This window comes from Idiomarina piscisalsi (assembly GCF_003987095.1).
GTDB classification, from domain to species: domain Bacteria; phylum Pseudomonadota; class Gammaproteobacteria; order Enterobacterales; family Alteromonadaceae; genus Idiomarina; species Idiomarina piscisalsi.
The window spans coordinates 200485-224315 of record NZ_PIQA01000003.1 but is presented as its reverse complement, the minus strand read 5'-3'; the positions used below and the strand labels follow the sequence as shown (position 1 = coordinate 224315).

Below are 23831 nucleotides of genomic sequence, written 5' to 3'. Positions count from 1 at the left end.
CGCGTAGTATACCCGATGAGTCAGTCAGGGTCGATAAATGAACAACGTAAAAAGTCCAATTAGCAGGCAAGTAATGAAGAAACCTTGCCAAAGCTTTTGCCAGCGAGCCGCTTGAGGCAGTAACAACTCTGCCGGACGGCCGCCAAAACGCTGGCGACTAATACGAATTCCGGCGGCTTGTATAGGTCCGCCGAGAGTCACCTTATGACAATAACTGAAACTTTGTAGCCAGCTGAGCAATATTGTCGGAAACACCGGGTTACGCTTGAGTGGTTCAATTTTCGGGGTATTGCGACGAAATAGCCCGACTGCCCGAGCGAATAATGACAGAGCAAATGAGGGTAAAAAATGCGTAATAGCGTACAACCAAGCGGTTGCCTGACCAAAGTTACGATAGCGAGCCTGCGCGGTGGGCCAAACCTCTTTAAGTTCGGCCAAAACACGTACACCAAAGGCGGCTAACGGTCCGCCGAGACACCAGAATACCAGGGGAGCAAAGCGACTTTCTAGAATGCTAGTCGCCCGTAACTCAATACTGGTTTTAGCAATACCGTGTTCACTAAGTAAGTCGCAATCGCGCCAGGTAACCCGCGTTAACCAAGCGCGTGCCGCATTTTTGCGACCTTTTGATAAATGCTGTTCGGCCAGATGAGTGGCTTGCCGGACTGTTTGCTGGCGCAGGCTGACTAAAAGAATCAGCCAACCTATGGCTAAAGACACTTCAGCGCCGGCGAAAACGATAGCGGCGGGTAATAGAACCAGTAAAAGCATAGTTAGTAATGCTAAAAAACCGGCAATTTTTTGCTGGCTGGAAGGGCGGTCTGGCTTGTTCACTTTGCCGCTCATGTAGGCGGCCATTAGCCGCAACACGGCAAAAGGGTGCCATTGCTCAGGCCAGGGGAACCATCGCTCTGCCAACAAAGCCAGCAGAGCGAGACCAAAAGGTGAAAATAGTAATTCTTTAAACAGTTCGACGGTCATGCCGTCATATTGCCACGGCAAGGCTTAAGCGGCAATTGGCTGGTTATTCTTATCTTTATTGGTCGGAACTGCAGCTCGAACATGTTCAGCCTGGCGAATTTTTCCATGAATATAGTCATGTAATTCGGCAACTCGGTATCCTGGCTTGGCTTTAAAGCGAAGGAAGGGTAATCCCGCTGCAGCTAGCGTGTTTTTCAGGAACAAATTGCGTTTTTGTTGCTGCAACGATGACTGATTCGGTTCAAGCTCAATAGCTGCCTTCACTTGCATAGTGTCGATATCACACAGAACATAGTCCAGAATTCGTTGACTGGCTTTTTGCTGGGCATCTTTGCGTGCCGAAGCCGATAGTCCAGAGCGAACTGTAACAATGTCGCTTAAGCGTACTTTTGTGAAAATACGAAACTCATTACCGACAGACTTTTCCAGAAGTGTCAAAAACTGGTCTTCCTGGGCCGTGCATAATGATACGTCTTTGAGTTTATAAGGGTAGGGCACATAGTTCTCCGACATACGGCTTGCAATAACAGCGACCGCAATAAGAACTACAACAAACAACAACAGGATAATTTCCATTTTCACACCTCATCAGAAAATTGACGCTACATGAGGTATGAAGCAAAAGCTGTGCCATACTTTATGACACAGCTTAATTCTTTAGGCTTTATAGCCGCCGGGAACACCTTTAGTGGTAACACTGACCGCGTCGTGTGCGTGCAGAGACTCATAATGGTTCACGCGCAACCAGAAATCGCGGAAATTCGGCATCTGGTTCAGTGTGTGCTGCAGGCGACGAGAAGCGTCTTCGCAGAACATGAGGTTTTGCCCATTCAAGCGAGCAAATTCCTGCTCGTCTTCACGTTTAACCGCAGCCTGAACTGGGGTTTTTAAAGCACCTTCCACAGCGTCTATTAACTCGACAATTGGGAAGTCGGTGACATTTTCACTAAGCTGAACTTTGACTTCAGCAACTGAACGCTGGCTGTGAGGAGTTGCCACAATACCTTCGGTAGAGCCAAGCCATTCGTGCATCGTTGCTGCGTCGACAGTGTCCTGCCCGGCGAATTTCTCGCTAAACGCGTCCTGTATTAGTTGGCGAGCAAGCGCTGCAGAGCACGGACAAGTTGATGAGTAAGGGACATCAACAGAAAGCTCGAGGTTCAGAGTGCCCGCGTCATAACGACCGGTTAAACTTACCGGGTAGGCCTTCCAGCCCTGCTTTTTGCTTATTAACGATTTACGACGCAGATGATAGTCGAAGTCGAACTTAATAAACGCTTGGTTACTGATGTCTTTGTGACTCTCAATGAAGTCATTCAGTAACTGCTTTAATGATTCGTGACTGAGCTCGCCGTTGGTTGATAACTCGTCCAACAGTAAATAAAGACGCGACATGTGAATGCCTTTGGTCTTCGGGTCTTTTAAGTTTACAAAAGCTTCCACATGAGCTGATACAGGGCGTTCAGAAGCACCGGCCGCTGCCACCATCAATGGAACTTCAATATTGCTCATGCCAACCCAATCCAGGGTTCCCTCTGTCTGGGCCTGTGTTTGGTTGGCTACGTCGGGCATAACTGTTGGCATTCGTTGTGAACTCCAAAAATTTTGTGAATATTGTCAGGGCCGAGTTGATCTCTATCAATTTGGCTCAGTCTTAAAGTCGGGCATTATAGCGCAGAATTCCATCGGGTGACACCGATTGCCCTAATCGATTCTCCCTGACAAACAGGCCGGGGAGTTGACTAAAACAGTAATTACGCCGAGGATAGAGTTTTGGATTGACGGAGTAACAAAATGTCAGAAAAATCGGTTATCGATACCGAATTATTGCAGCAGTACGTTGACTCACTGGGGGTTGACGGCCTGAAAGCAACATTAGCAACCTTTGACGGTGTCATTCAGGAGTACGCGAAGCTTATTCATACAGCCGCCAAAGAGCGAAAAGAAGAAGAGCTCCGCAAACAAGCGCATAAAGTAAAAGGTGCATGCAGTTCTGTTGGTCTTACTGAACTTGCTGAAATGATGAAGCGAGTAGAGAAAGAAAAATGGGAATGGCCGCAGGTAGAGCGCTGGCTGATAGAGTGGGCCGACGCGGTTATCCCGCATCGGCAACAAATTGACGCTTGGTTAGCCACTCATCACTGAGCTTGCTGATCAACCTCACCAATAAACCGATAGCCTTCACCATGGATGGTGGTTATTAGGTTTGGCGTTTCCGGGTGTGACTCGAAATGACGGCGAATGCGACGAATAGCAACGTCAACGGTACGGTCATTAGGGCGTAATTCTCGGTCTAACATACGCTTGACCAGAGTCTCACGATCTAAAATACGACCCGGATGAGTTAAAAACAGCTCTAGCGCACGGTACTCACTTTTCGGCAAACGGAACATTTGGTTGTCTGGTGAGTACAGGCAGCGACTGTCACTATTCAAACGCCAGCCGTGGAAACGGAATTCAACGCTGTTACTTTCCACTGGATTGCTTGAGCGCGATGCTTCAATACGACGGCATAAGTTACGAACTCGAATGGTTAACTCTTTCGGGTTGTAAGGCTTAATAAGGTAGTCGTCAGCACCGAGCTCAAGAGCAAGTAGACGATCATCTTCGCTATCGCGGCCCGTTAGGAAAATTAGACCAATATTGTCTCTTTCACGCAGTGACTCGGCAAGCTCCAGGCCATTTTTTCCCGGTAAATTGACGTCCATAATGACAACATCCACACGTTCCTGGTGCATAATGTTTTCCATTTGCAGACCGTCCGCCGCGTCAAATACTTCATAGCCTTCCTGTTGGAATAAACGAGTTAGAGTCTGGCGGGTAACGACTTCATCTTCAACAATCAGTATTCTGGCATTCATAAGCGTTGATTTTCCCGGAAAGTTCGTCGCTTGACGTGAAAGTTAGCGTCAAATTATAAAAGTTATGACGTTACATTATGACTTTTGTTTCAAATTTTTCAAGCATTGCTGAGCACGGTGACCGGAAAGCGAATAATAAATTCAACGCCGTTATTCTCTTCACTGAAAAAGTGGATGTTTCCACCCAGCACCTGCGTGACAAGGTTGTAAACTAAATGCAAACCCAAACCACTGCCGCCGGAACCACGCTTTGTTGTCACAAAAGGATCAAATATCTTACGGCTAATGTCAGCGTCAACGCCACAGCCGTTATCGGTGTAGACAATTTCCAGTTCGTTATCGTTCATTAACTGAAACCTTATATCTACTTGTCCCTGGTCACGGCCGTCGAACGCATGAACCATAGAATTAATAATAAGGTTCATGAGTATTTGATTTAGTGGACCTGCTTTCGCCCGTACCTGTATGTCACCTTCGCAGTGAATATTAATGGGGAAGCGTTCAGGGTTTAAACGACGTGGTTTCACGGACATCAGTACGTCATTCATGAAACTGTTTATTTCAATGTCACGGTCGACTTCCGATGACTGGTCTACAGCAACTTGCTTGAAGCTGGTGACTAAGTCGGCAGCTCTGTTTAAGTTGCGGTAAATAATCTGCAGATTTTCGTCACAATCATTCAGGAAGCGCTCAAATTCATTGGTGGAAATACGTTTAGCATCAAACTTCTCTTGCATGATGGCAAGTTTGTCTTGCAGTAGCGTGGATGCTGTAACCGACAGCCCAATTGGTGTATTCACTTCGTGAGCAATACCGGCGACCATGTCACCTAGTGACGCCATTTTTTCCGATTCTACTAGCTGTCCTTGATATTGGTGCAATTGCTCTAAGGTTTTCAAAAGTTCACTATTTGACTCTTTCAGCGCTTGAGTACGTTGTGTGACTTGTTGCTCTAGTTGGGTATTTAACTGGCTGGCTTCTTCTTCAGCGCGGCGCTGGCGAGTAATGTGTTGCTGTACCCGATCAAGCATGGTGTTGAAGGCTTGTGCCATCATGTCAAACTCAGCTAATTGTGACGAGGGCAAACGCAGTGAATAGTTTTTGTCCCGGGCAACTTGAGAGACAACATCAACGACGGAGTCGAGAGGTTGAACGATGGCTTTACGCAGTCTTAGGGTTGCTAGCCAGCATGCGAGTAATGTCACTAGGGCTACTACAATAGCTACCGCTATCGAGCGCCACATGAACAATCGAACTTGCTCGAGGGAGCCTCTTAGGTAGACATAACCTATAACCTCACCGTCCAGGGTGACCGGTTGAGACACCTCTATATCGGAGTCGTTAACCTTAGGCGAAGTTAAGCGCTCTAACTTTGAAAAGCGAGCCGGAATAGGCGCTAAGCCTTGCTTGTTATAACTGGAGAAAAAAGTCAGTTGCCCACTTGTTTCATCCATTTTATAAACATGAATATGCTCAATAAAAGGCGTATTCTGAAAAGTGCCCAGCCTCTGTTTTTCAGAAGCGGAGTCGTCGAATACGATAGTTCGTGCAGCATTACTGGCGATAATTCGCGTGTAAGAGAGTGCTTGTTCCTGAAGCGACTTTTCGAACTGTCCAACCTGACTGACAATATTTATTGTAAAGCCAATGAGCAGCGCAAAACTGGTGACCAGTAGCACCAGATAAATGAGTATGCGCTTCAGTGAAATCGTATGCATTCAGTTAACAGCTCAACTTAATTATTGTTTATGTTTATTTATGTTAGCAAATCGTTAACAAAAGAGTAATCGCCTAAACTATAAAACGCTTATTTTATCGACGAATGGCTTCGTAAACTCGGTAGCGGCCATCATCAACAAGAGTTTCACAGTGCCCAAAGTGTTCTTCGATAACCTCTGGCCAAGGTAAAAAGCGATTCGCAACGATATACAAAGCGCCATTTTTCTTCAAATGTTTGCGAGCACTACTCAAAAATTTACGAGCAATGGTATAGTCCGTTTTTTGGCCTGTGTGAAATGGTGGGTTACTGACAATAGTGTCATACACCCCTAAATTATCAGGTAAACCGTCGGCTAAGCGCAAATCAACTTCAATACCCTGCTGAGCAAACGTCATAGTGCTGGCAGCGATAGCCATAGGGTTAACATCACAGGCGGTTAAATGCTCTGCTGACTGACGTAATGCGCTGGTTATCACACCGGCACCACAAGCAAAGTCTAACACTTGCCCCAGTGGTTTTTCGCTCAGGGTGTTCAATAGCAATAGGGTGGCAGGGTCAATATGAGTTTGACTGAATACGCCTGGTAATGTGGTGAAACTTTCAGTGTGCCCATTTAACTCATAATGGACATGGGTTGCGTAATCCGTTAAAGGCCTGGGGTCAGTCGCTGCTTTAATGTGGCTCGAGCTAAATAATTGGCAATGATTTCCCGATGCGACCTTACGCGCTTTTGAAAAGCTCTCAGGCAATTTTTTAGCGAGGGACTGAACGCCGGAGCGCTTCTCTCCAACCAGCCAGACAATCGCGTCCGTAGGTAAAGCAGTGAGTTGCTCTAGAATATAGTGATTCAGCGCTTTTTCTTTGGCAACCACCAGCATGACTTGTGTGTACTGGCTTATGTCAGGAGCTGAAGCCTGACAATAGGCGATGCTACCTTTTGCTTGCCATTGGCTCGCCGTGCCCGCATGAAAGCACCAGGCTTCTGCATTCTTGAGTGTTGCTAAAGCGTCGTCCAGAGGGTTAATTATCAGTAAAGGAGCATCGCGCCAGGGCTGCTCGTGTTGGCGTTCTAATAAAGAGAAAATAGCAGATGACATTATATTGAATCGTTACAGTAGACTGTCTACGCGCAGTTGTTTGTCTTCAAGTAAGAACATTGTACCATTGCGGTGCTCTTTAATGCGCAGGCTTTTTTCTTTAAAGATGAAGAGTATACCGGGGAATACTTCGCGACTAACCATTGTGCGCAGAGTAGGGTGGTTCTCAAAGGCCTCCAGCACGGAATCAATGCTAGTGCGCGTAGTAGTAATTCGAGACTTTATTTTCTTCAGCTCACCATGCAGTTTTTGCTGGTATTGCACCCGTTTGGCCTCATCTTCAAGTAACTTACAGCGTTCCAAGCCTTGCTGCAACGTTTTAGCTCGAGCAATAAGCTTAGCAAGTGAGCTGCGCAAATGGTTTAAATGGCTAACTGACTGAGGGTCTGCCGGTGGTAATGACCAGTAAATTCGAGTTTTCGTGCCTGCTGGCGCGCCTAATTGACCGCAGTAAATGTGATCACAGGTTTCTATGGTGCCACCAATGAGTTTACCCCTGGCGGCTTTACCTTCCCCGCCAATTGCTAAAGGACCTTTTGTAACGACATGGCAATGCGTGAGCTGCTTATTGGTATGCACACCGTTTTTCGCATCAAAAAACGAATATTGAGCGTAAGCACACCAGACTGAGCCGCCGGCAACCAATTTTGTCGATACTTCGGGAATCCAGTCGTCAGCATCTTCATCGTGTTCGCCAGTTTCTGAGGTATTTAGAAGTCGACCAATACAGCCTTTTTGAACGGTAATGTTACCGTCGGCATAGAGCTCTGCAGAGTCGACATAACCACCAACGGTAATATCGCCGCTGCAGGTTACTTTCATTCCTTCGCTCACGTTACCGGTGACTATCACGCTGCCTTTGAACTTGACGTGACCTGTGGAAACATCAACGTTATTTAACTGCATAACGTCGTCGACTTGTACGCTATTACCATTAAAACTGGGTAAACCGGTGCGGTCAGCGATAATAACATTCGGATCATCATCGCTTATTTTCGTGCCCTCACCGGGGGCAAAGTCACGATCTTCTCCATCCATTGCCTCGAGTTCCTGGCCAAACACGGTGAAACCCGGTCGACCTTTACTCAATGGTATTTTCTGCAGCAGCGGCTGGCCGGGGTCAACAGTGACTTGCGCACCTAAGTCACGCATATCGGCAGTACCGTCTTCGCGAAGTTGCGGCCGCAAGACTCTTTTGCGTGCATCGTCAACGAGAGGTTTAAAACGTGCATTACTGCCGTTAATCGGATGCTTTCCTTTAGCGACAGTTACTGACATTTCCGCCCCGGGAGGCGCTTCGTTGGTATGCTCTACCAGAGCTTCTATGCCTTTACGTTGAATGCCCGAGGTAATATCTTTTTCCCGAAGCGCCGCAATGATCATCTCTTGCGTTAAAGGCTTACCGCCAAAGCCAACAATGGCAGTGGCTGTCACTCTCATAGTGTCGTCAGTGACTTGCAACTTAAGCTCAGCGTCAAAAATTTCGGCAATAGTGACTTGAAAGGGAATGCTTTTATTGCTGTCTTTGGAGTAGTGTTGCGCGTATTTAGTCGCCGTTTGCGTCAACATTTGGGGATCTAACAGTTTGGCAGCCGAAAACTCAGAAGCCTGCCAGGCTTTCTGTAATGCTTCTGCTTTAACCTCTGACGGCGATGTACCGGCATCAATACTTATGTATACATCGCGTTCAGAAACCCGGAAACTGACCGGACTGGACATTGCGCGCCTACTGTCTAATTGTTGTTATAATTTTATCGACCAATCTTAACGAACTTTGATGAGTTTTTGTATTGTTTTTAGTCAGTTTGCAGGTTTTCGTTGCAATAGTGTTGGACTTTTTGATTCACTTCAAAAAGGAAGTGATTCAGTTGTCTAATCTCTTGGCGCTTTTCACTGTCAGTTAAACTGGACCACTTAATGAATACTTGTCCAACAAACTCACTAAACGCATACGCACCAATTGTTGCCGTTAAACTTTTTAGTGTGTGTATGTTAATTTTTGCTTCATCGTCGCTGGCAAGCAGGGCGTCTTCGTCTAGCAGCGGCGAAAACTCCTCCAAGTAGCAGTGAAGGACTTCACGATAAAGCGACGGTACATCGTCGCAGTGGTGCAGACCTTTCTCAAAGTCGACTGTTGACAGCTCCATCGTCATAAGGGCTTGTTCTCATACACCTCGGTAAATGAATCCACACTTTCTGTGGCATCGGATATGACATCTTTGTCAAATTGAGCCACATTGAACAACGCTTCACCTTCGTTCGCAACCGGAATATTGCTGCAGCCAATAATAATGCCGCGAACCGGTGACTCAATAGGGTCGTCTGCACCGCCGTGAGGGTTCACACTTAACGCCAGTATTTGACCTTTCTGAATGGTTTGTCCCAATTCTACTTTCGGTAGTATTAAACCATCTCGCTCGGCGCGAACCCAAGTGGAACGGTGTGATATAACTGGTGTAATACGTCGTCCTTGACGACGGCCTTTAAGCATTTTGAGGTGCTTCATGACATTTTGAACACCAATAACCCCGGCACTTATTGAAGCCTCGTCAAAGCGCAACGCTTCGCCTGCTTCATAAAGAATGAGCGGAATACCTAATTCAGTCGCCAAAGCCCGGAGTGAGCCATCTCTCTCTTTTGAATGCAAAATAACAGGCGTACTGAATGATTTAGCCATTTCGAGAGACTTGTCGTTATCAACGTCGGCGCGAATTTGCGGTAGGTTACTGCGGTGAATAGCGCCGGTATGTAAGTCAATAATATGGGTGGATTTTTTTACCAGCTCTTCACTGAATAAAAAGGCCATACGACTGCCTAATGCACCCCGTTCAGATCCCGGGAAACAGCGATTTAAATCACGCCTGTCGGGTAGGTAACGAGACTGTTGGATAAACCCAAATAAATTCACTATAGGCACGACGACCAGCGTTCCGGCAAGGTTGCGGGCGTCGGTTTCGTTAATTAAGCGGCGGCATATTTCTATGCCGTTGAGCTCGTCGCCGTGAATAGCGGCGGATACCAATAAAACCGGCCCCGGCTTGGTACCGTGGAATACATCAATACGTAAGTCCAGCGGCGCATCGTTATAAAGGCGAACCGCCGGCAACGTAATATGCTGATGTGAACCGGGTTCAATACTTTGTCCGGCAAGCTCAAAGCCCTTCATTTTAGCCTTTTCCTTTCGTACGTGTTTTATGCGCCTTTGCATTCTTTTCTAAGAATGTAATAATTTGCGCCGCAACATCTTTTTCTGTTGCCTGCTCAATGCCTTCAAGGCCTGGCGATGAATTCACTTCCATCACTAATGGGCCGTGATTCGAGCGTAAGATATCGACGCCGGCCACATTCAACCCCATAGTTTTTGCCGCTTTAACTGCGGTTGCTCGCTCTGCCGGAGTCAGTTTTACTAAGGATGCGCTACCTCCACGGTGAAGGTTCGAACGGAATTCTCCGGGTTTGGCCTGGCGTTTCATGGCGGCTATCACTTTGTCGCCAATAACAAAACAACGAATGTCGGCACCACCGGCTTCTTTGATGTATTCCTGTACCATGATGTTGGACTGTAGACCCATGAAGGCTTCGATAACGCTCTCGGCTGCCTGACGCGTTTCTGCCAGCACGACACCAATGCCCTGGGTCCCTTCAAGTAACTTAATTACCAAAGGTGCGCCACCAACCATATCAATAAGATCAGGAATGTCCTGAGGTTGGCTCGCGAAACCGGTGGTTGGCAAACCAATACCTTTACGCGAAAGCAGTTGCAATGAGCGTAACTTGTCGCGGCTGCGTGAAATAGCGACCGACTCGTTTAACGGGTAAGTGCCCATCATCTCGAATTGGCGCAATACGGCGGTTCCGTAGAAGGTTACCGAAGCACCAATGCGCGGAATAACGCAGTCATAGTGGGGAAGCTCTTTGCCGTGCTTATGAATTGATGACTCCCGAGCATTAATGTTCATGTAGCAGCTCAGCGGATTGAGTACGTCAATTTCATGACCGCGGGCGCGCGCAGCCTCAACCAGTCTGCGAGTCGAATACAGCGAAGAGTTTCGCGATAAAATCGCTATTCTCATTTTACATCTCCAAGTAAGTGAGAGGCATCAGGGTTGACCAGAAAATGACCTCGCATGGCCTGGCGTCCCAATAACATTCTGAATTTCATAGTGTCTCTGTTAGTTAAGGTCAGTTCGACCTCCTGGTCAAATGAGCCGAGCACGAAACGAGTTTTTATCACGTAGCGTACTTCAGTATGGCCTCCAGAGTCGGTCACTTCTCTTTTGTCATATACTCTTGCTTCGCAAATGTGCTCTTCCAGTGATTCTTGTTTAGGGTGAACGAAAATGCGCAGCCATTCCTCGCCTTCTTTCATAAACGGTTCGAGTTGAAAAGCGTGCAAACACGACGTTTTTGCGCCAGTATCGACTTTCATGTGAATGTTACTAATGCCGAGTGCGGGGAGGTGTCCCCATTCTCTCCAACCAATTGTTGTCATTGTGCTACCTTGTAATTAACGCTGAATGCTTAATACAGTATTTTTCAAAAAAGGCAATTTTTTTAGTGATCATTTGAAAGAATTTTTTCGTTTGAAGACGATGAAAAAGTAAGCAAGGAAACTTTATGTCTGCATGTCCAGGATGCGATTGCCGAACGCCACTAAACTTCGGTATTAAAATGGCTTTTCAACCCATTGTTGATGCCAGTCAAAAAAATGTGTTTGCCTACGAAGCGCTCGTGCGCGGAGAAAATGGTGAAGGCGCCGGAGAAGTATTAGGGCGAATCACGGAAGATACAAAATATACCTTTGATCAAAGCTGCCGTGTTAAAGCGATAGAAACAGCCTCAAGAATTGAGTTGCCGTCAAAGCTCAGCATTAACTTTATGCCAAATGCGATTTATGAGCCTGAAACTTGCCTGGCTAAAACGCTATCTACTGCGCGTAAAACAGGATTCGAAAAAAGTAATATTATTTTTGAGGTAACCGAACAGGAAAAAGTGGTCAGCCAGGACTTTCTGGTGGATGTTTTTGAAGCCTATCGCAAAGAGGGATTTATGACTGCTATTGATGACTTTGGTGCTGGTCACTCTGGATTGAACCTCTTGTCTGATTTTCAGCCTGACATCATTAAGATAGATATGAAGCTTATTCGTAATATCGATTCTAATAAAGTGAATCAGGTACTGGTTAAAGGTATTTTGGATATTGCAGAGCAGCTTGGCATACGAATTATTGCCGAAGGCATAGAGACCGAAAACGAGTTTAAGTACTTGCAAGATGCTGGTGTCTCTCTTATGCAAGGTTACTTCTTTCAAAAGCCGATGCTAGAAGCCATACAACCCGTCGTGTTCCGGTAACGACGTAGCCTGATTGCTATTGCATCAGGTGCGATGGTGAACCATCATTAGCCTGTGAATTTAAAATCGCACCTGACGTAAATCACGTCGGGCTAGATAAACCAGTTTGCAGGAATAAAGGAACGCCATGCAATTCAACGTAAGCCCACAAGCCAGACGCAATGCCATAAGCTTTTGCGGTATCGCGCTGCTTATATTGATGCTACTAGTCTTTCTGCATCTGATTAGGGATGACATTCCGATTGGCGTTTCAGTTGTTCTCGGAGCGGCTTCGGGCATATTCATGTTGCTTGGCATAGGAAAGTTAATAGAACCTCCAGTCTCACTGGTAATTACCCCAGAAGGTATTCAATATCTACACCGGCGCGGAGAGTGGCATATTCGGTGGGAAAATATCATTCGCTTTGACGTACCCAGAGTAAACCGAGTACTCGATCTTGAAGATGCGCCCTTTATCGGTTTCCGTCTACATAACGTAGAAGAGGTGTTAGACGAGATATCGCCGCGCTTAGCTTCCGCACTATTGTTTGAGCAGCGCCAACTCTTGACAATGGCACTAAGGCACCAAGCTCCCGACCGGGAGGACTATACGCCATACTTCGACATTCCAGACAGTTATACAAGCCCCAATGGTAAAGTTTATAAAGGACTTATTGGCGTTTTTGGCAAGCGAATGGAACAAATGCGCGAGCTTCTTGGTTACGACCTTTATGTTAGTGCTAATGCACTCGATAGAGATATCTACGAATTTAAAGCTCACCTCCAGCGTTTGCAGGCGAGCCGTTAAGATCGCACCTGATGCAATAGTATCAGGTATCTACGTCGAGGTGCGCCTCTGATTAAGCAAAAACACGCTGAAGGATGGCTCGGGTGAAGTCTTTTTTGAGGTAGAACCCGCGGGGACGGACTTTAATGATAGTGCCTTCAGGGCCAATGGCGTCAGTTAGAACAGAGCCGTCAGCAGCTTTGGGCCTTATTTGCATAACTTCACCTTGTCGTGCAGTAATACTTTCGACTTGGCCTAAGGCTATTCTATCCATGTGCTCTTCCCAGTCGGCACGCAGTTGGGCTTCTTCTTTTTCATTGGGTGCCCAAAGAAAAGCGCTGCCAACCACTCGGTCAGGAACGGGTACCTCACGGCGGCCATCAATAGGTAGCCAGAGTACATGCTGAAGTTTGTTGCGCACGTTCGATGTAGCCCACTGTACGCCCTCAATACTCGTCAGAGGGGCGCTGCAAACAAAAGTCGTTTCCAATGGTTCTCCTTCGGGAGTGACCGGTAGCGTTTTTAATTCAACGCCTAACTCAGGGAAGTCCTGAGTGGGCTTAGAGCCTGCAGTAGCGCCAAGGTGCAGTTCCAGAAGTTGTCCCACCCAGCCTTTGTCCCGGCGTAGGTTTTCTGGGGCAGTTAAACCCACCTGTTCGGCTAATTCCGAAAAGCGCTTACCAGCAAGTGCGGCTGCGCGTTCAAACAGTTCGTCAACGGATGTAGGGCGAGAAGGCTTGTCTGTCATGTCGTAAATCTGCGCAAATCCAAAATGAGTATTTGCCCGAAACCGGGCTTTATGGAAGAATCCACTGTAACAGAGAATAATTGAGGATGCTCGCGTGATAGATGCTGAAGGATTCCGACCCAACGTAGGAATCGTCATCTGTAACGGGCATGGGCAGGTATTTTGGGCTCGTCGAATTAACCAGCAGAGCTGGCAGTTTCCACAAGGAGGCATTCACGACGGCGAGACTCCTGAACAGGCAATGTACCGAGAACTTTATGAAGAGGTCGGTTTAAAGCCTGAGCAGGTCGAAATTCTGTACACCAGCCGTCACTGGTTGCGTTATCGGTTGCCAAAACGACTGATTCGGCGTGAACAACGGCCCATGTGTGTTGGACAAAAACAAAAGTGGTTTTTACTGCGCCTGAAGTGTCGGGAAGAAGACGTCGATGTCTTGCATTCAGGTCATCCCGAATTTGATGGCTGGCGCTGGGTAAGTTACTGGTACCCTGTACGACAAGTCGTATCGTTTAAACGCGATGTGTATCGCCGGGTTATGAAAGAATTTGCCCCGCATGCTATGCCATTTCGCTCGTCCGGAGGGCGTCACCACCGACGTAGAAGATAATGATGTTAGTCACACTGCAAAGAATTGTTGAAGGCGTGAATAAAGCGCCTGACTTTAACATGGCACTAAATACCATGGTCGGTCAGGTACGCGAAGCGCTAGAAACAGACAGTTGCAGTGTGTTTATTGCTGATAACGATCAACGTCAATTCGTTATGGCCGCCAGTGATGGCCTGCGAACAGAAGACGGCTCGTCAATTCGCGTCGACTTCGGTGAAGGTATAATCAGTCTCGCTGCACAGCGGGAAGAACCACTGAATATCGCAGACGCCAGTCAGCATCCTGCCAATAAAAAGCTAGTCGACACCAACGAAAATATTTATCGTGGGTTATTGGCTGCGCCTATTATTCACCGCAGAAAAGTATTGGGTATCGTGGTTGTTCACCAAAGCGTTGCCAGGCAGTTTACCCGCGAAGAAGAAGCTTTCATTGTAACGTTGGCGGCGCAGTTAGCGGTGGTCATTGCTCATGCCGATGCGAAAGGCCTGTTAATGAGTGACCACTCTCCGTGGGTTCACAGTCTTCGAGGGCTTCCAGGGTCTCCCGGTGTGGCTATTGGTGATGCTTATGTGTCCCGGCCTGAAGCAAGACTGGATGAAGTCACTCCAAAACGCTCCGATAAACCGGTTCATGAAATACGTAAGTTTCGGCAAGCCGTTGCGCGCACACGAGCTGACTTAAAAGAACTGTCCCGACGCATGGCCGGGCAGGTTCCTGATGATACGCTGGCTATTTTCGATGTGTATCAAGGCATGCTCGATGCAGCCAGCCTTGGTGATGCCGTCGAAAACATGATTAAAGAAGGCTGGCGTGCGCAGACCGCATTAAAATACGTGGTTGAACAGTTCGTCTCGCAGTTTGAAGCACTAGAGGACTCCTACCTTAAGGAGCGAGCGACAGACGTTCGAGACATTGGTCAGCGTGTGCTTATGCACCTGCAGAACCGTCAACGGCAACGTAAACCGCTGCCGGATTGTTTCATATTGGTGGCGGATGAAGTCACGGCTTCTATGCTTGCAGAGTTACCGCAGGACCATATCGCCGGTATTATTTCATTAAATGGCTCCAGTAACTCGCACGCAGCCATTATGGCGCGCAGTATGGGTATTCCGGCGGTATTGGGTATTGATGATATTGATCTCCATTTTTTCTCTGACCGCCAGCTTGCAGTCGACGGTTATACCGGTGAAGTCTATATTGACCCGCCGCCACAGGTGCTTAGTCAGTTTCATCAGTTGGCCGAAGAAGAACAGGAACTCAAGGATATTGTCTCTGAGCACAGCCATTTGCCAGCCGAAACTCAAGACGGTCAGCGGGTTAGCTTACATCTAAATCTGGGCTTGGATGTTGCTCACGATTATTTACAGTCCTTGAATATTGACGGTGTTGGGCTTTATCGCTCTGAAATTCCGTTTATGATGCGCGACCAGCTACCGACAGAAGACGAGCAAACGGAAATGTATCAGGAGGTGCTTGAACAGTTTCCTGATCGTCCGGTGGTTATGCGGACACTCGATGTAGGCGGCGATAAACCTTTACCGTATTTTCCGCTGCAGGAAGACAACCCTTTCTTAGGTTGGCGCGGTATACGATTGACGCTCGATCACCCTGAGATTTTTCTGATACAAATTCGGGCAATGCTAAGAGCTAGTATTGGTAAAAGTAATCTACGTATTTTATTGCCTATGATCACTAGCACCAGTGAGGTAGACGAAGCATCACGGCTCATTAAACAGGCGTACTTCGAGGTTGCAGAAGAGCAGGGGTGTGAAGTTGGCGTAAATCTATTCCAGCCGCAATTAGGAGTGATGATAGAAGTCCCTGCAGCTATTTATCAATTACCGGCCATGGCCAGTAAAGTCGACTTTTTCTCAGTAGGTAGTAACGATTTAACACAGTACTTACTAGCTGTAGACCGCAATAATCGACGCGTTGCCAGCCTTTATGACGCCTACCACCCGGCAGTTCTGGCGAGTTTGGATGAGATTGCCCGGCGCTGTGAGGAACTGGGTAAGCCTGTTAGCGTATGTGGTGAATTAGCCGGAGACCCTGGTGGTGCGCTACTACTCGTCGCAATGGGCTACCGACAGCTAAGTATGAACAGTTATAACGTTGACAGAGTACGCTGGATTCTCCGCAACGTGCGTTCAAGTACGCTCAATGTCATGCTGGCAAAAGCGTTACAGGCACGTAACCCGGAGCAAATACGCAGTATGATAGCGGACAAAATGGAAAGCATGGGCTTGGGTGGCTTCGTGCGAGCGGGTAAGTAACTATGCTACTAAGCACTTGGCTTTTATGCTTGGGGGGCGGTACAGTAGCTGGCTTGCTAGCCGGCATGCTTGGTATTGGTGGTGGTTTGGTTATTGTGCCGCTGCTTATTTATTTGTTGCCGATAATAGGCGTCCCTCCTGAATTGGTTGTACCTTCTGCCATTGCAACCAGTCTGGCGACCGTTTGTATGACAACCGCCAGCGCTTCGCGTTCTCATGCTAAGCACGGCTTAATGGAAAAGTTTTGGTTAGTTCGTGTTTTGCCTGGCTTGTCTATCGGCGCAATGACCGGAGCGTACCTGGTTACCGTTATCGACCCGGACTGGCTGAAACGTATTTTTTCCATTGTATTAATAGCCTTGGCTGCGCGTATGGTTATGCCGCAGAAAACAGGTGAGCCGATGACATCGGTGTCAAAACGGTTGGTCGCCTTAGGGAGTTATATTATTGGCACCATATCGGGCTTAGTTGGAATTGGTGGTGGGGCCTTAACTGTGCCTTTTTTAACGAAAATGCGACTGCCTGTGCGTCAGGCTATTGCAATATCGTCGCTCGGTAGTTTTATTATTGGTTGTAGTTCCGTCGTTATGTTCATTGCTAACGGCTGGCTATCAGGAAAAGCCACAGGCGCTTTCGGGTTAATTCATATTCCGGCTTGGATAGGTATTTCCGTAGCGTCGGTTTTAATGGCGCCATTAGGTGCTAAACTCGCCCATAAGTTACCGGTTAAGCAGCTGCAGAGAGTGTTTGCAGCCTTTCTAATTATTGTTGCTGTACAACTCATTTTTAAATAGAACAAGGGAGTGTCCTCAGTGCCTTCGAACGAATACTGGCAGTTTCCAGCGATAGATCCAGTGGCCTTTAGCATTGGCCCTATTGATGTGCATTGGTACGGTATCAGCTACCTTGTCGCCTTTGCGTTCGCCTATTTCTGGGGCGTTCGCCAAACTAAAACAGATGAAAACTGGAGCAAAGAACAGTTTAGTGACTTACTGTTCTGGTGTTTCATCGGTGTTTTCGTTGGAGGACGTGTCGGTTATACCTTGTTCTACCATTTTGACTACTTCCTTGCCGACCCCCTCTATATTTTCTATATCCACGAAGGTGGCATGTCTTTTCATGGTGGCTTATTGGGTGTTATAGCGGCAATGTTTTTATACGCAAAGAAGAAAAAGCGCGACTTCCTTCAAGTGGGGGACTTTGTGACACCGCTAGTGCCCATGGGCTTATTCTTCGGACGTATAGGTAACTTTATCAATGGCGAGCTATGGGGCCGTGCGGCAGAAGTACCCTGGGCAATGTACTTCCCCAGTGGTGGCCCAGTGCCAAGGCATCCGTCGCAGCTTTACGAAGCGCTATTAGAAGGTTTGCTGCTGTTTTTAGTTATCTTATGGTTCCAACGAAAACCTCGCGGCGTTGGAGCGGTAAGCGGTTTATTCCTATTGGGCTACGGTATTGCTCGCTTTATTGTCGAATTTTTCCGCGAACCGGATGCGCACTTAGGCCTGTTGTCTTTAGGCATGTCAATGGGTCAGTGGCTGACTCTACCAATGATTATTTTAGGTGTTCTTCTGATGGTTCGCGCAAAGCGTCGCGTTTAAAATAATATACCGAATGTTCCTTGCCTAGGGGGCCAAACAACGGCTGTTGAGGCGCATGTAAGCGTTACGAGTGTTGAGGGGGTCTATGCCAGAGTGTCGAAGGCCATGGATGGCCTTCGTCAAGCGTTCATGGATGAACTTGCAGCGTCTCTGGCATAGAACCCCTTAACGTTCAAGCGAAACATGTGACTTAACAGCCGCTTCCTCCTAGGCCTCAGGCAACCTCACCTACACAGCAAATGGGTACTTTATTGGCTCGTGGCACTGGTAACCGCTGACCGTGAAGTCATCTTTGTTGACCCAGGTTTCAATGTCTTCTAAAGATTTTATCTCAGGATTAATATGCAGCTGCGGCGACGGAAACGGTTCCCGCTTCAGCTGTACATCACGCATGAGTTCTAACTGGTTCTCATAGATGTGAGCGTTCACTATCTTGTGATAGGCCTTGCCCGGCTTGTGCCCGGTAATTTGTGCTACCAGAGCCAGCAGAACAAAGCACTGAATTTGGTTAAAGTTGAGCCCCAGCGGTACGTCGCAGCTGCGCTGGTACGAGGTTAAGTAAAGCGTGTCGCCTAACAGCGAAAAGTTGTGGGTATGCATACAGGGACGCAAACAGCCTAACTCAAATTCCCCCGGGTTATAGAAAGTGACTATTTCACCGCGATCATCAATTCCTTTTGATAGGTTATTAACCACTTTTCTCAACTGATCTAAGTGGCTGCCGTCCGGTTTTTGCCATGAACGCCCCTGTACTCCGTAAACGCGCCCCATATCATCTTCGCCTTTGCGGTTAGGGTTGTTCAGCCAGGCCTGGTTTTCATTGGCATTCGCGTCCCAGGTTTTGCAGCCAATATCACGAAACTGAGCCGCGCTGTCGTAGCCACGCAAATAACCCAAAAGCTCAGCAATAGCTGATTTGTAATAGCTTTTGCGAGTGGTAATCAGCGGGAATTGGTTGTTGGCAACGTCGTACTCTAAGTCGGCGTTTATAACCGTTAGGCAGTTAATGCCTGTACGTTCGTTTTTAACCCAAACACCTTCGTCGACAATGCGTTGGCACAGCTCTAAGTATTGTTTCATTTTTTATATAAATTGTGTTGTGCGTAATGTTTTATATCGTACCTGATGCAATGGCATCAGGCTACTGCCTGCGCTAGAATAACGGTATTAACCAACGGGCGGAAATCTGACACTATGACGCTAAAAGTCACCCTGTGCGATGACTCGAAAATGGCGCGTAAACAGTTGCTGCGCACGCTACCCGATGACTGGGATGCCGAAGTGCACCAAGCGGAGCACGGTGAGCAAGCGCTTACTTGTGTGCGTGAAGGGCGTGCGGAAATCCTGTTTCTGGATTTGAATATGCCGGTAAAAGACGGCTACGAAACCCTGCAGGCAATCAAAGACGAACAACTCGAAAGCCTGGTGATTGTGGTGTCCGGCGATATTCAGCCTGAGGCACAAAAACGGGTGCAGGCATTGGGTGCCATGGCGTTTGTGAAAAAGCCCATGAAGGCCGAAGAGGTGCAGACTTTGTTGCAGCAATTCGGTCTTTATCAGCCCGCGGGTGGTCAACTGAAAGTCGCCGACGAACAAACCCACGCACCGGCGAATCCGCTGGATGTGTACCGCGAGGTTTCGAACGTGGCTATGGGCCAGGCGGGTGATCACTTAGCCCGGGTGCTGGACACGTTCATTGAGTTGCCGGTGCCTAACGTTAACTTCATTGCACCTTCTGAACTGCACATGGCCATAGAGTCCATCGACGCCAAGCAGCAAGTGGCGGCAGTCAGTCAGGGGTTTTCCGGCAGCGGTATATTGGGTGAGGCGCTAACCCTGTTTAATGAAGCGGCTATTGACGACATAGGTAAGCTGCTGGGTGCAAAACTGGGTGACAGTGGCTCGGTGAAGCAGCAACGCATTGAATCGTTAATGGACGTCGCCTCTATTTTATCCTCTGCCTGTTTAAACGGTTTAGGCCAGCAGTTGCATGTGGAGTTTGCGGCGTCGCAGCCGGTGTTGCTTGGCGAAAACCAGTCCATGCAGGAATTACTGAAGCATGGTGAGCAACGCTGGCAGAAAATTCTGGCCATAGAAATTGGCTATCAGTTGCCAGAACATAAGCTGGCGTTTGATCTCTTACTGTTGTTCCCGGCCGATGCCGTAAAAATTCTCGACCAGCAGTTAGCGCACTGGCTGCAAAGCGAAGAGGATGACCAATGATAGACGACATGGACGAGCTGCACAGCAAGCTAAGCATACTGGGCGCCATTGACGTGGGTATTGTGGTGGTCGATAACGACAACAACATCCAGATGTGGAATGAGTTTATGCAGAACCACAGCGGTCTGCGACCCAGCGAAGTGCGCGATAAAAATTTATTCCGCTGTTGTCCGGGTATCGACCAGGTCTGGTTCCAACGTAAAATAGACCGCGTGCGGCAATTGAATTCGCGGGTGTTTATTACCTGGCAACAGCGTCCTTATGTGTTTCGCTTTCGCCACAGCCGGCCTATAAGCGGTCAGAGCGAGTGGATGTACCAAAACGTGACCCTAATTCCGCTTAAGAACCCGCGTGGTGAAGTGCATCAGGTGGGCATTATTATCTACGATGTGAGTGAACAACCCAGTCATGAGTGAAGTACCCGATCAACGCTTTGGTGGTGTCAGCCGTGTTTACGGACAGCAGGCGCTCAACCATTTTCAGCAGTTACATATAGTAGTCGCCGGGCTTGGCGGTGTAGGTTCCTGGGCGGTGGAAGCACTGGCGCGCACCGGCATAGGCAAGCTGACCCTCATTGATTTAGACGACGTATGCACCACCAATATCAACCGTCAGTTACCGGCTACGGATGAAACCATTGGGCAACTCAAAACAGAAGTGCTGGCACAGCGGGTGAAAAGCATTAACCCGAACTGCGAAGTTAAAGTTATTGATGACTTTTTGCTGCCCGAAAACTTTGAAGAATACTTAACCGGTGCCGATGCGGTGCTAGACGCCATAGACAGCGTTAACACCAAAGCGGCGCTGGTAGCCTGGTGCAAACGTCACAAGTTACGCTTAGTGGTGTGTGGCGGTGCCGGTGGGCAGATAGACCCGGGCATGATCCGCATCGGTGATTTAGCCAAAGCCAAGCAGGACCCACTACTAGCCAAAGTACGCTCACAACTGCGTCGCGACTACGGCTTTTCCAAGAACCCCAAACGTAAATGGGGCGTTGACTGTGTCTATTCCGAAGAGCAGCTGCGTTATCCCATTATTTCCGGTGAGCAGGAAGGCGAAGTTACACTACAAAAACCCGGCTCCGGCTCCATGCGCATGGACTGCAGCTCCGGCTTCGGCGCCGCTATGGTCGTCACCTGCAGCTTCGCAATGCAAGCCACCGCTGTTTTGTTGAAAAAAGTGTAATTTGCCGATGAGCGCGATCGACGGTTATGGGAGCTACTGCGGAGGTGTGCAGCGCCATGGATGGCGCTGCCCAAGCCCTACAGGGATGTATTCACGGGCGTCCTCCGCAGTAGCTCCTATAACCTCAGCGCTCATTTACAACCCGCTGCTTCAATGTTTTGGCGACCTGGTACAGGCCGTTGCTGCGCGAGGGGCTTAGGGCATTATCTAAACCTTCGGCGCGGTAAAAGGCGTCAATGTCAAAGGCGGCTATTTCTGCTACCGAACAGCCGTCCAGCCGTTGTTGCAGTAGCGCCAGTAGTCCGCGCACAATGCGCGATTCAGAATCGAAACGAATCACTACCGCCTCTACATCAGAAGTATCCAGCCACAGCCATACCTTAGCCTCGCAGCCACCCACCAGATGATCGTCATCACGACATTCTGCCGGATATTCTGGTAGACTTTTGGCTTGTTGAACTAAGTGACGAAAAAGCTGTTCCCAGCTGGCCATGTAAACTCTCCCTTACGGTAATAGAGTTTTATTCTCCCACAACTTGTGAGATCGACGCCAGTCTAGGATAATGGCAGCATAATAAACACCAACATTAAGAACATTCCAGCAAAAGGAAGTACAACATGAAGATACTTGTCGCGGTTAAGCGCGTCATTGACTACAACGTCAAGGTGCGTGTTAAACCAGATCAGTCCGATGTCGATTTGGCGAACGTCAAAATGGCACTTAACCCATTCTGCGAAATTGCCGTAGAAGAAGCCGTGCGTTTGAAAGAAGCTGGCACAGCAGACGAAGTCGTTGTAGTTTCTATTGGCCCTAAAGCGGTACAGGAGCAGTTACGTACTGCACTGGCACTAGGTGCTGACCGTGCTATTCAGGTTGAAACCGACGACATGCCAGACTCTTTATCTGCCGCTAAAATTCTAAAAGGTGTGGTAGAGAAAGAAGGACCGGACATGGTCATTCTGGGTAAACAGTCTATCGACTCAGACAACAACCAGACCGGTCAAATGCTGGGCGCCTTAACCGGTATGCCACAAGGTACTTTCGCGTCTAAAGTGGAAGTTGGCGACGGCTTTGTGAACGTCACCCGTGAAATTGACGGTGGTCTGCAAACCGTTAAATTGAACCTGCCGGCTATTGTCACTACTGACCTGCGTTTGAACGAACCGCGTTACGCGTCGCTGCCAAACATCATGAAAGCCAAGCGTAAGCCGCTGGAAACCACAAGCCCGGACGAACTGGGTGTGGAAGTTAAGCGCACTATTAAGCTGCTGAAAGTTGAAACGCCTGCTGAACGTAGCGCCGGTGTGAAAGTAGCTGACGTAGATGAGCTGGTCGACAAACTGAAAAACGAGGCGAAAGTATTATGAGCATCTTAGTGGTAGCAGAACACGACAATAACGCGGTTGACCCTTCAACACTGAAAACGTTAGCCGCTGCACAGAAAATCGGTGGCGACATCGAGGTACTGGTTGCCGGTAAAGGGTGCTCAACCGTTGCTGAAAATGTAGCAAAAGCCGACGGCGTGAAGAAAGTCATGCTGGCAGACAACGAGGCTTACGAGCATCAGTTGGCCGAAAACATCAGCGAACTGGTTGCTGATTTAGGCAAAAACTACAGTCACATTCTGGCTCCGGCAACAACTACCGGCAAAAACTTCATGCCGCGCGTTGCTGCTTTATTAGACGTAGCGCAGGTATCTGACATTATTTCGGTAGAAAGCGATGACACCTTTAAGCGTCCTATCTATGCCGGTAACGCCATTGCCACTGTGCAGTCAGAAGACAACATTAAAGTCATTACCGTTCGTGCAACAGCATTTGATGCGGTTGCAGCAGAAGGTGGTAGTGGTGACGTTGAAAGTATCGATTCCGTATTTAACAACGACAAATCGGAATTTGTTGGCGAGCAGCTGGCAGAGTCTGAGCGTCCAGATCTTACAGCGGCGGAAATCGTAATTTCTGGTGGTCGTGGTATGCAAAACGGCGACAACTTCCACATGCTGGAAGACATTGCTGATAAATTAGGTGCGGCGGTTGGTGCATCACGTGCCGCTGTTGACGCTGGTTTCGTACCCAACGACATGCAGGTGGGTCAAACCGGTAAAATTGTTGCGCCACAGCTTTATGTGGCTGTCGGTATCAGTGGTGCTATCCAGCACTTAGCCGGTATGAAAGACTCCAAAGTCATCGTTGCTATCAACAAAGACGAAGAAGCACCTATCTTCCAGGTGGCGGATTACGGTTTGGTAGCCGACTTATTTGATGTTCTTCCCGAACTCAAAGAAAAGTTAAAAAACACTTTTGAAGACTCGTTACCAGCGTCAATTTAGACGCTGGTAACGACATTTTCCCGCACTTTTTCCAACAACTTGTTATCTTTTCGTGTTCATACACTTGCATATTTTTAACTCATCGGA

At 48.1% G+C, this 23831-nt stretch carries 26 protein-coding genes; 12 read left to right on the top strand and 14 right to left on the bottom strand.

The annotated features are described in order from the left end of the window. Positions 1-24 precede the first annotated feature (24 nt). The 3 genes from CWI73_RS05940 to folE2 all read right to left on the bottom strand — a co-directional run bounded on the left by CWI73_RS05940 (position 25) and on the right by folE2 (position 2565). Positions 25-981: a cobalamin biosynthesis protein CobD/CbiB gene (locus CWI73_RS05940; RefSeq protein ID WP_126751955.1), complete on the bottom strand. Its 957-nt coding sequence runs from the start codon at positions 979-981 to the stop codon at positions 25-27. A 24-nt stretch (positions 982-1005) separates the two neighbouring features. Continuing rightward, complete coding sequence (locus tag CWI73_RS05935) at positions 1006-1557, bottom strand: DUF2726 domain-containing protein (protein WP_058575993.1); 552 nt, start codon at positions 1555-1557, stop codon at positions 1006-1008. Between the two features lie 81 nt (positions 1558-1638). Continuing rightward, positions 1639-2565: a GTP cyclohydrolase FolE2 gene (gene folE2 / locus CWI73_RS05930; protein WP_126751954.1), complete on the bottom strand. Its 927-nt coding sequence runs from the start codon at positions 2563-2565 to the stop codon at positions 1639-1641. A 210-nt stretch (positions 2566-2775) separates the two neighbouring features. Between folE2 and CWI73_RS05925 the strand changes: the two genes are divergently transcribed. After that, positions 2776-3126, top strand: a complete 351-nt coding sequence (locus CWI73_RS05925; RefSeq protein ID WP_053954516.1) for an Hpt domain-containing protein — start codon at positions 2776-2778, stop codon at positions 3124-3126. Here CWI73_RS05925 and arcA read toward each other — a convergent pair. The 8 genes from arcA to CWI73_RS05885 all read right to left on the bottom strand — a co-directional run bounded on the left by arcA (position 3120) and on the right by CWI73_RS05885 (position 11151). After that, positions 3120-3842: a two-component system response regulator ArcA gene (arcA, locus tag CWI73_RS05920; RefSeq protein ID WP_198675155.1), complete on the bottom strand. Its 723-nt coding sequence runs from the start codon at positions 3840-3842 to the stop codon at positions 3120-3122. The two genes, CWI73_RS05925 and arcA, sit on opposite strands and share 7 nt — an antisense overlap. A gap of 98 nt (positions 3843-3940) precedes the next feature. Then, entirely contained in the window at positions 3941-5560 is a 1620-nt protein-coding gene (locus CWI73_RS05915; RefSeq protein ID WP_126751953.1) for an ATP-binding protein, read from the bottom strand. A gap of 94 nt (positions 5561-5654) precedes the next feature. Continuing rightward, positions 5655-6659, bottom strand: a complete 1005-nt coding sequence (locus CWI73_RS05910; protein ID WP_126751952.1) for a class I SAM-dependent methyltransferase — start codon at positions 6657-6659, stop codon at positions 5655-5657. A 12-nt stretch (positions 6660-6671) separates the two neighbouring features. Then, positions 6672-8378 carry a DUF342 domain-containing protein gene (locus CWI73_RS05905; RefSeq protein WP_126751951.1) on the bottom strand — a complete coding sequence of 569 codons (1707 nt, stop codon included), beginning with the start codon at positions 8376-8378 and terminating at the stop codon, positions 6672-6674. A gap of 77 nt (positions 8379-8455) precedes the next feature. After that, on the bottom strand, positions 8456-8812 hold the full coding sequence (locus CWI73_RS05900) for an Hpt domain-containing protein (protein ID WP_126751950.1): 357 nt from the start codon (positions 8810-8812) through the stop codon (positions 8456-8458). Further along, positions 8809-9825: a succinylglutamate desuccinylase/aspartoacylase family protein gene (locus CWI73_RS05895; protein ID WP_126751949.1), complete on the bottom strand. Its 1017-nt coding sequence runs from the start codon at positions 9823-9825 to the stop codon at positions 8809-8811. Before CWI73_RS05895 ends, CWI73_RS05900 begins: the two co-directional genes overlap by 4 nt. A 1-nt stretch (position 9826) precedes the next feature. After that, positions 9827-10732 (bottom strand): 30S ribosomal protein S6--L-glutamate ligase, encoded by a 906-nt coding sequence (rimK, locus tag CWI73_RS05890; RefSeq protein ID WP_126751948.1) that lies wholly within the window; start codon positions 10730-10732, stop codon positions 9827-9829. Further along, on the bottom strand, positions 10729-11151 hold the full coding sequence (locus CWI73_RS05885; RefSeq protein WP_126751947.1) for an ATP-dependent zinc protease family protein: 423 nt from the start codon (positions 11149-11151) through the stop codon (positions 10729-10731). Before CWI73_RS05885 ends, rimK begins: the two co-directional genes overlap by 4 nt. Before the next feature lie 125 nt (positions 11152-11276). Here CWI73_RS05885 and CWI73_RS05880 point away from each other — a divergent pair, with 125 nt between their 5' ends. Together CWI73_RS05880 and CWI73_RS05875 are read left to right on the top strand one after the other, a co-directional pair. Then, on the top strand, positions 11277-12011 hold the full coding sequence (locus CWI73_RS05880; protein WP_126751946.1) for an EAL domain-containing protein: 735 nt from the start codon (positions 11277-11279) through the stop codon (positions 12009-12011). Positions 12012-12138: 127 nt separating this feature from the next. Beyond that, positions 12139-12798: a DUF2982 domain-containing protein gene (locus tag CWI73_RS05875; RefSeq protein WP_126751945.1), complete on the top strand. Its 660-nt coding sequence runs from the start codon at positions 12139-12141 to the stop codon at positions 12796-12798. 52 nt (positions 12799-12850) lie between these two features. Here CWI73_RS05875 and mutH read toward each other — a convergent pair whose 3' ends face one another. Beyond that, positions 12851-13525 (bottom strand): DNA mismatch repair endonuclease MutH, encoded by a 675-nt coding sequence (mutH, locus tag CWI73_RS05870; RefSeq protein WP_126751944.1) that lies wholly within the window; start codon positions 13523-13525, stop codon positions 12851-12853. A 94-nt stretch (positions 13526-13619) separates the two neighbouring features. Here mutH and rppH point away from each other — a divergent pair, with 94 nt between their 5' ends. The 4 genes from rppH to lgt are packed head-to-tail and all read left to right on the top strand — an operon-like array spanning position 13620 to position 18006. Next, the gene (gene rppH, locus CWI73_RS05865; RefSeq protein ID WP_053954528.1) at positions 13620-14132 is read left to right on the top strand and encodes an RNA pyrophosphohydrolase; all 513 of its coding nucleotides are present in this window, start codon (positions 13620-13622) and stop codon (positions 14130-14132) included. A gap of 2 nt (positions 14133-14134) precedes the next feature. Then, positions 14135-16405: a phosphoenolpyruvate--protein phosphotransferase gene (gene ptsP / locus CWI73_RS05860; RefSeq protein WP_198675160.1), complete on the top strand. Its 2271-nt coding sequence runs from the start codon at positions 14135-14137 to the stop codon at positions 16403-16405. 2 nt (positions 16406-16407) lie between these two features. Next, entirely contained in the window at positions 16408-17199 is a 792-nt protein-coding gene (locus tag CWI73_RS05855) for a sulfite exporter TauE/SafE family protein (RefSeq protein WP_126751942.1), read from the top strand. A gap of 18 nt (positions 17200-17217) precedes the next feature. Then, positions 17218-18006: a prolipoprotein diacylglyceryl transferase gene (gene lgt / locus CWI73_RS05850; protein ID WP_126751941.1), complete on the top strand. Its 789-nt coding sequence runs from the start codon at positions 17218-17220 to the stop codon at positions 18004-18006. A 228-nt stretch (positions 18007-18234) separates the two neighbouring features. Here lgt and CWI73_RS05845 read toward each other — a convergent pair whose 3' ends face one another. Further along, positions 18235-19086: a thymidylate synthase gene (locus tag CWI73_RS05845; RefSeq protein ID WP_126751940.1), complete on the bottom strand. Its 852-nt coding sequence runs from the start codon at positions 19084-19086 to the stop codon at positions 18235-18237. A gap of 114 nt (positions 19087-19200) precedes the next feature. On the opposite strand from CWI73_RS05845, the gene CWI73_RS05840 reads away from it, so the two are divergent. From CWI73_RS05840 to tcdA, 3 genes are read left to right on the top strand one after another with little or no spacing between them, the layout of a single operon-like run. Continuing rightward, on the top strand, positions 19201-20229 hold the full coding sequence (locus tag CWI73_RS05840) for a response regulator (RefSeq protein ID WP_126751939.1): 1029 nt from the start codon (positions 19201-19203) through the stop codon (positions 20227-20229). Beyond that, on the top strand, positions 20226-20645 hold the full coding sequence (locus tag CWI73_RS05835; RefSeq protein WP_053954532.1) for a PAS domain-containing protein: 420 nt from the start codon (positions 20226-20228) through the stop codon (positions 20643-20645). The genes CWI73_RS05840 and CWI73_RS05835 overlap by 4 nt, the downstream gene beginning before the upstream one ends. Next, positions 20638-21414 (top strand): tRNA cyclic N6-threonylcarbamoyladenosine(37) synthase TcdA, encoded by a 777-nt coding sequence (tcdA, locus tag CWI73_RS05830; RefSeq protein WP_126751938.1) that lies wholly within the window; start codon positions 20638-20640, stop codon positions 21412-21414. Before CWI73_RS05835 ends, tcdA begins: the two co-directional genes overlap by 8 nt. Before the next feature lie 124 nt (positions 21415-21538). Here tcdA and CWI73_RS05825 read toward each other — a convergent pair whose 3' ends face one another. Beyond that, the gene (locus CWI73_RS05825; protein WP_126751937.1) at positions 21539-21907 is read right to left on the bottom strand and encodes a SufE family protein; all 369 of its coding nucleotides are present in this window, start codon (positions 21905-21907) and stop codon (positions 21539-21541) included. 125 nt (positions 21908-22032) lie between these two features. Between CWI73_RS05825 and CWI73_RS05820 the strand changes: the two genes are divergently transcribed. Both CWI73_RS05820 and CWI73_RS05815 read left to right on the top strand, forming a co-directional pair. Next, complete coding sequence (locus CWI73_RS05820; RefSeq protein ID WP_053954537.1) at positions 22033-22782, top strand: electron transfer flavoprotein subunit beta/FixA family protein; 750 nt, start codon at positions 22033-22035, stop codon at positions 22780-22782. After that, the gene (locus CWI73_RS05815) at positions 22779-23744 is read left to right on the top strand and encodes an electron transfer flavoprotein subunit alpha/FixB family protein (RefSeq protein ID WP_126751936.1); all 966 of its coding nucleotides are present in this window, start codon (positions 22779-22781) and stop codon (positions 23742-23744) included. The genes CWI73_RS05820 and CWI73_RS05815 overlap by 4 nt, the downstream gene beginning before the upstream one ends. Positions 23745-23831 lie beyond the last annotated feature (87 nt).

Excerpts from the sequence above, each read along its gene's own strand:
- CWI73_RS05840 (WP_126751939.1), top strand. The coding sequence starts at position 19,201 with ATGACGCTAAAAGTCACCCTGTGCGATGACTCGAAAATGGCGCGTAAA.
- rimK (WP_126751948.1), bottom strand. The coding sequence starts at position 10,732 with ATGAGAATAGCGATTTTATCGCGAAACTCTTCGCTGTATTCGACTCGC.
- CWI73_RS05815 (WP_126751936.1), top strand. The coding sequence starts at position 22,779 with ATGAGCATCTTAGTGGTAGCAGAACACGACAATAACGCGGTTGACCCT.
- CWI73_RS05900 (WP_126751950.1), bottom strand. The coding sequence starts at position 8,812 with ATGACGATGGAGCTGTCAACAGTCGACTTTGAGAAAGGTCTGCACCAC.
- CWI73_RS05855 (WP_126751942.1), top strand. The coding sequence starts at position 16,408 with ATGCTACTAAGCACTTGGCTTTTATGCTTGGGGGGCGGTACAGTAGCT.
- folE2 (WP_126751954.1), bottom strand. The coding sequence starts at position 2,565 with ATGCCAACAGTTATGCCCGACGTAGCCAACCAAACACAGGCCCAGACA.
- CWI73_RS05845 (WP_126751940.1), bottom strand. The coding sequence starts at position 19,086 with ATGAAACAATACTTAGAGCTGTGCCAACGCATTGTCGACGAAGGTGTT.
- CWI73_RS05885 (WP_126751947.1), bottom strand. The coding sequence starts at position 11,151 with ATGACAACAATTGGTTGGAGAGAATGGGGACACCTCCCCGCACTCGGC.
- CWI73_RS05915 (WP_126751953.1), bottom strand. The coding sequence starts at position 5,560 with ATGCATACGATTTCACTGAAGCGCATACTCATTTATCTGGTGCTACTG.
- CWI73_RS05825 (WP_126751937.1), bottom strand. The coding sequence starts at position 21,907 with ATGGCCAGCTGGGAACAGCTTTTTCGTCACTTAGTTCAACAAGCCAAA.
- CWI73_RS05895 (WP_126751949.1), bottom strand. The coding sequence starts at position 9,825 with ATGAAGGGCTTTGAGCTTGCCGGACAAAGTATTGAACCCGGTTCACAT.
- CWI73_RS05905 (WP_126751951.1), bottom strand. The coding sequence starts at position 8,378 with ATGTCCAGTCCGGTCAGTTTCCGGGTTTCTGAACGCGATGTATACATA.
- CWI73_RS05925 (WP_053954516.1), top strand. The coding sequence starts at position 2,776 with ATGTCAGAAAAATCGGTTATCGATACCGAATTATTGCAGCAGTACGTT.
- arcA (WP_198675155.1), bottom strand. The coding sequence starts at position 3,842 with ATGAATGCCAGAATACTGATTGTTGAAGATGAAGTCGTTACCCGCCAG.
- mutH (WP_126751944.1), bottom strand. The coding sequence starts at position 13,525 with ATGACAGACAAGCCTTCTCGCCCTACATCCGTTGACGAACTGTTTGAA.
- CWI73_RS05940 (WP_126751955.1), bottom strand. The coding sequence starts at position 981 with ATGACCGTCGAACTGTTTAAAGAATTACTATTTTCACCTTTTGGTCTC.
- CWI73_RS05875 (WP_126751945.1), top strand. The coding sequence starts at position 12,139 with ATGCAATTCAACGTAAGCCCACAAGCCAGACGCAATGCCATAAGCTTT.
- CWI73_RS05880 (WP_126751946.1), top strand. The coding sequence starts at position 11,277 with ATGTCTGCATGTCCAGGATGCGATTGCCGAACGCCACTAAACTTCGGT.
- tcdA (WP_126751938.1), top strand. The coding sequence starts at position 20,638 with ATGAGTGAAGTACCCGATCAACGCTTTGGTGGTGTCAGCCGTGTTTAC.
- CWI73_RS05820 (WP_053954537.1), top strand. The coding sequence starts at position 22,033 with ATGAAGATACTTGTCGCGGTTAAGCGCGTCATTGACTACAACGTCAAG.
- CWI73_RS05835 (WP_053954532.1), top strand. The coding sequence starts at position 20,226 with ATGATAGACGACATGGACGAGCTGCACAGCAAGCTAAGCATACTGGGC.
- CWI73_RS05910 (WP_126751952.1), bottom strand. The coding sequence starts at position 6,659 with ATGTCATCTGCTATTTTCTCTTTATTAGAACGCCAACACGAGCAGCCC.
- CWI73_RS05935 (WP_058575993.1), bottom strand. The coding sequence starts at position 1,557 with ATGGAAATTATCCTGTTGTTGTTTGTTGTAGTTCTTATTGCGGTCGCT.
- ptsP (WP_198675160.1), top strand. The coding sequence starts at position 14,135 with ATGTTAGTCACACTGCAAAGAATTGTTGAAGGCGTGAATAAAGCGCCT.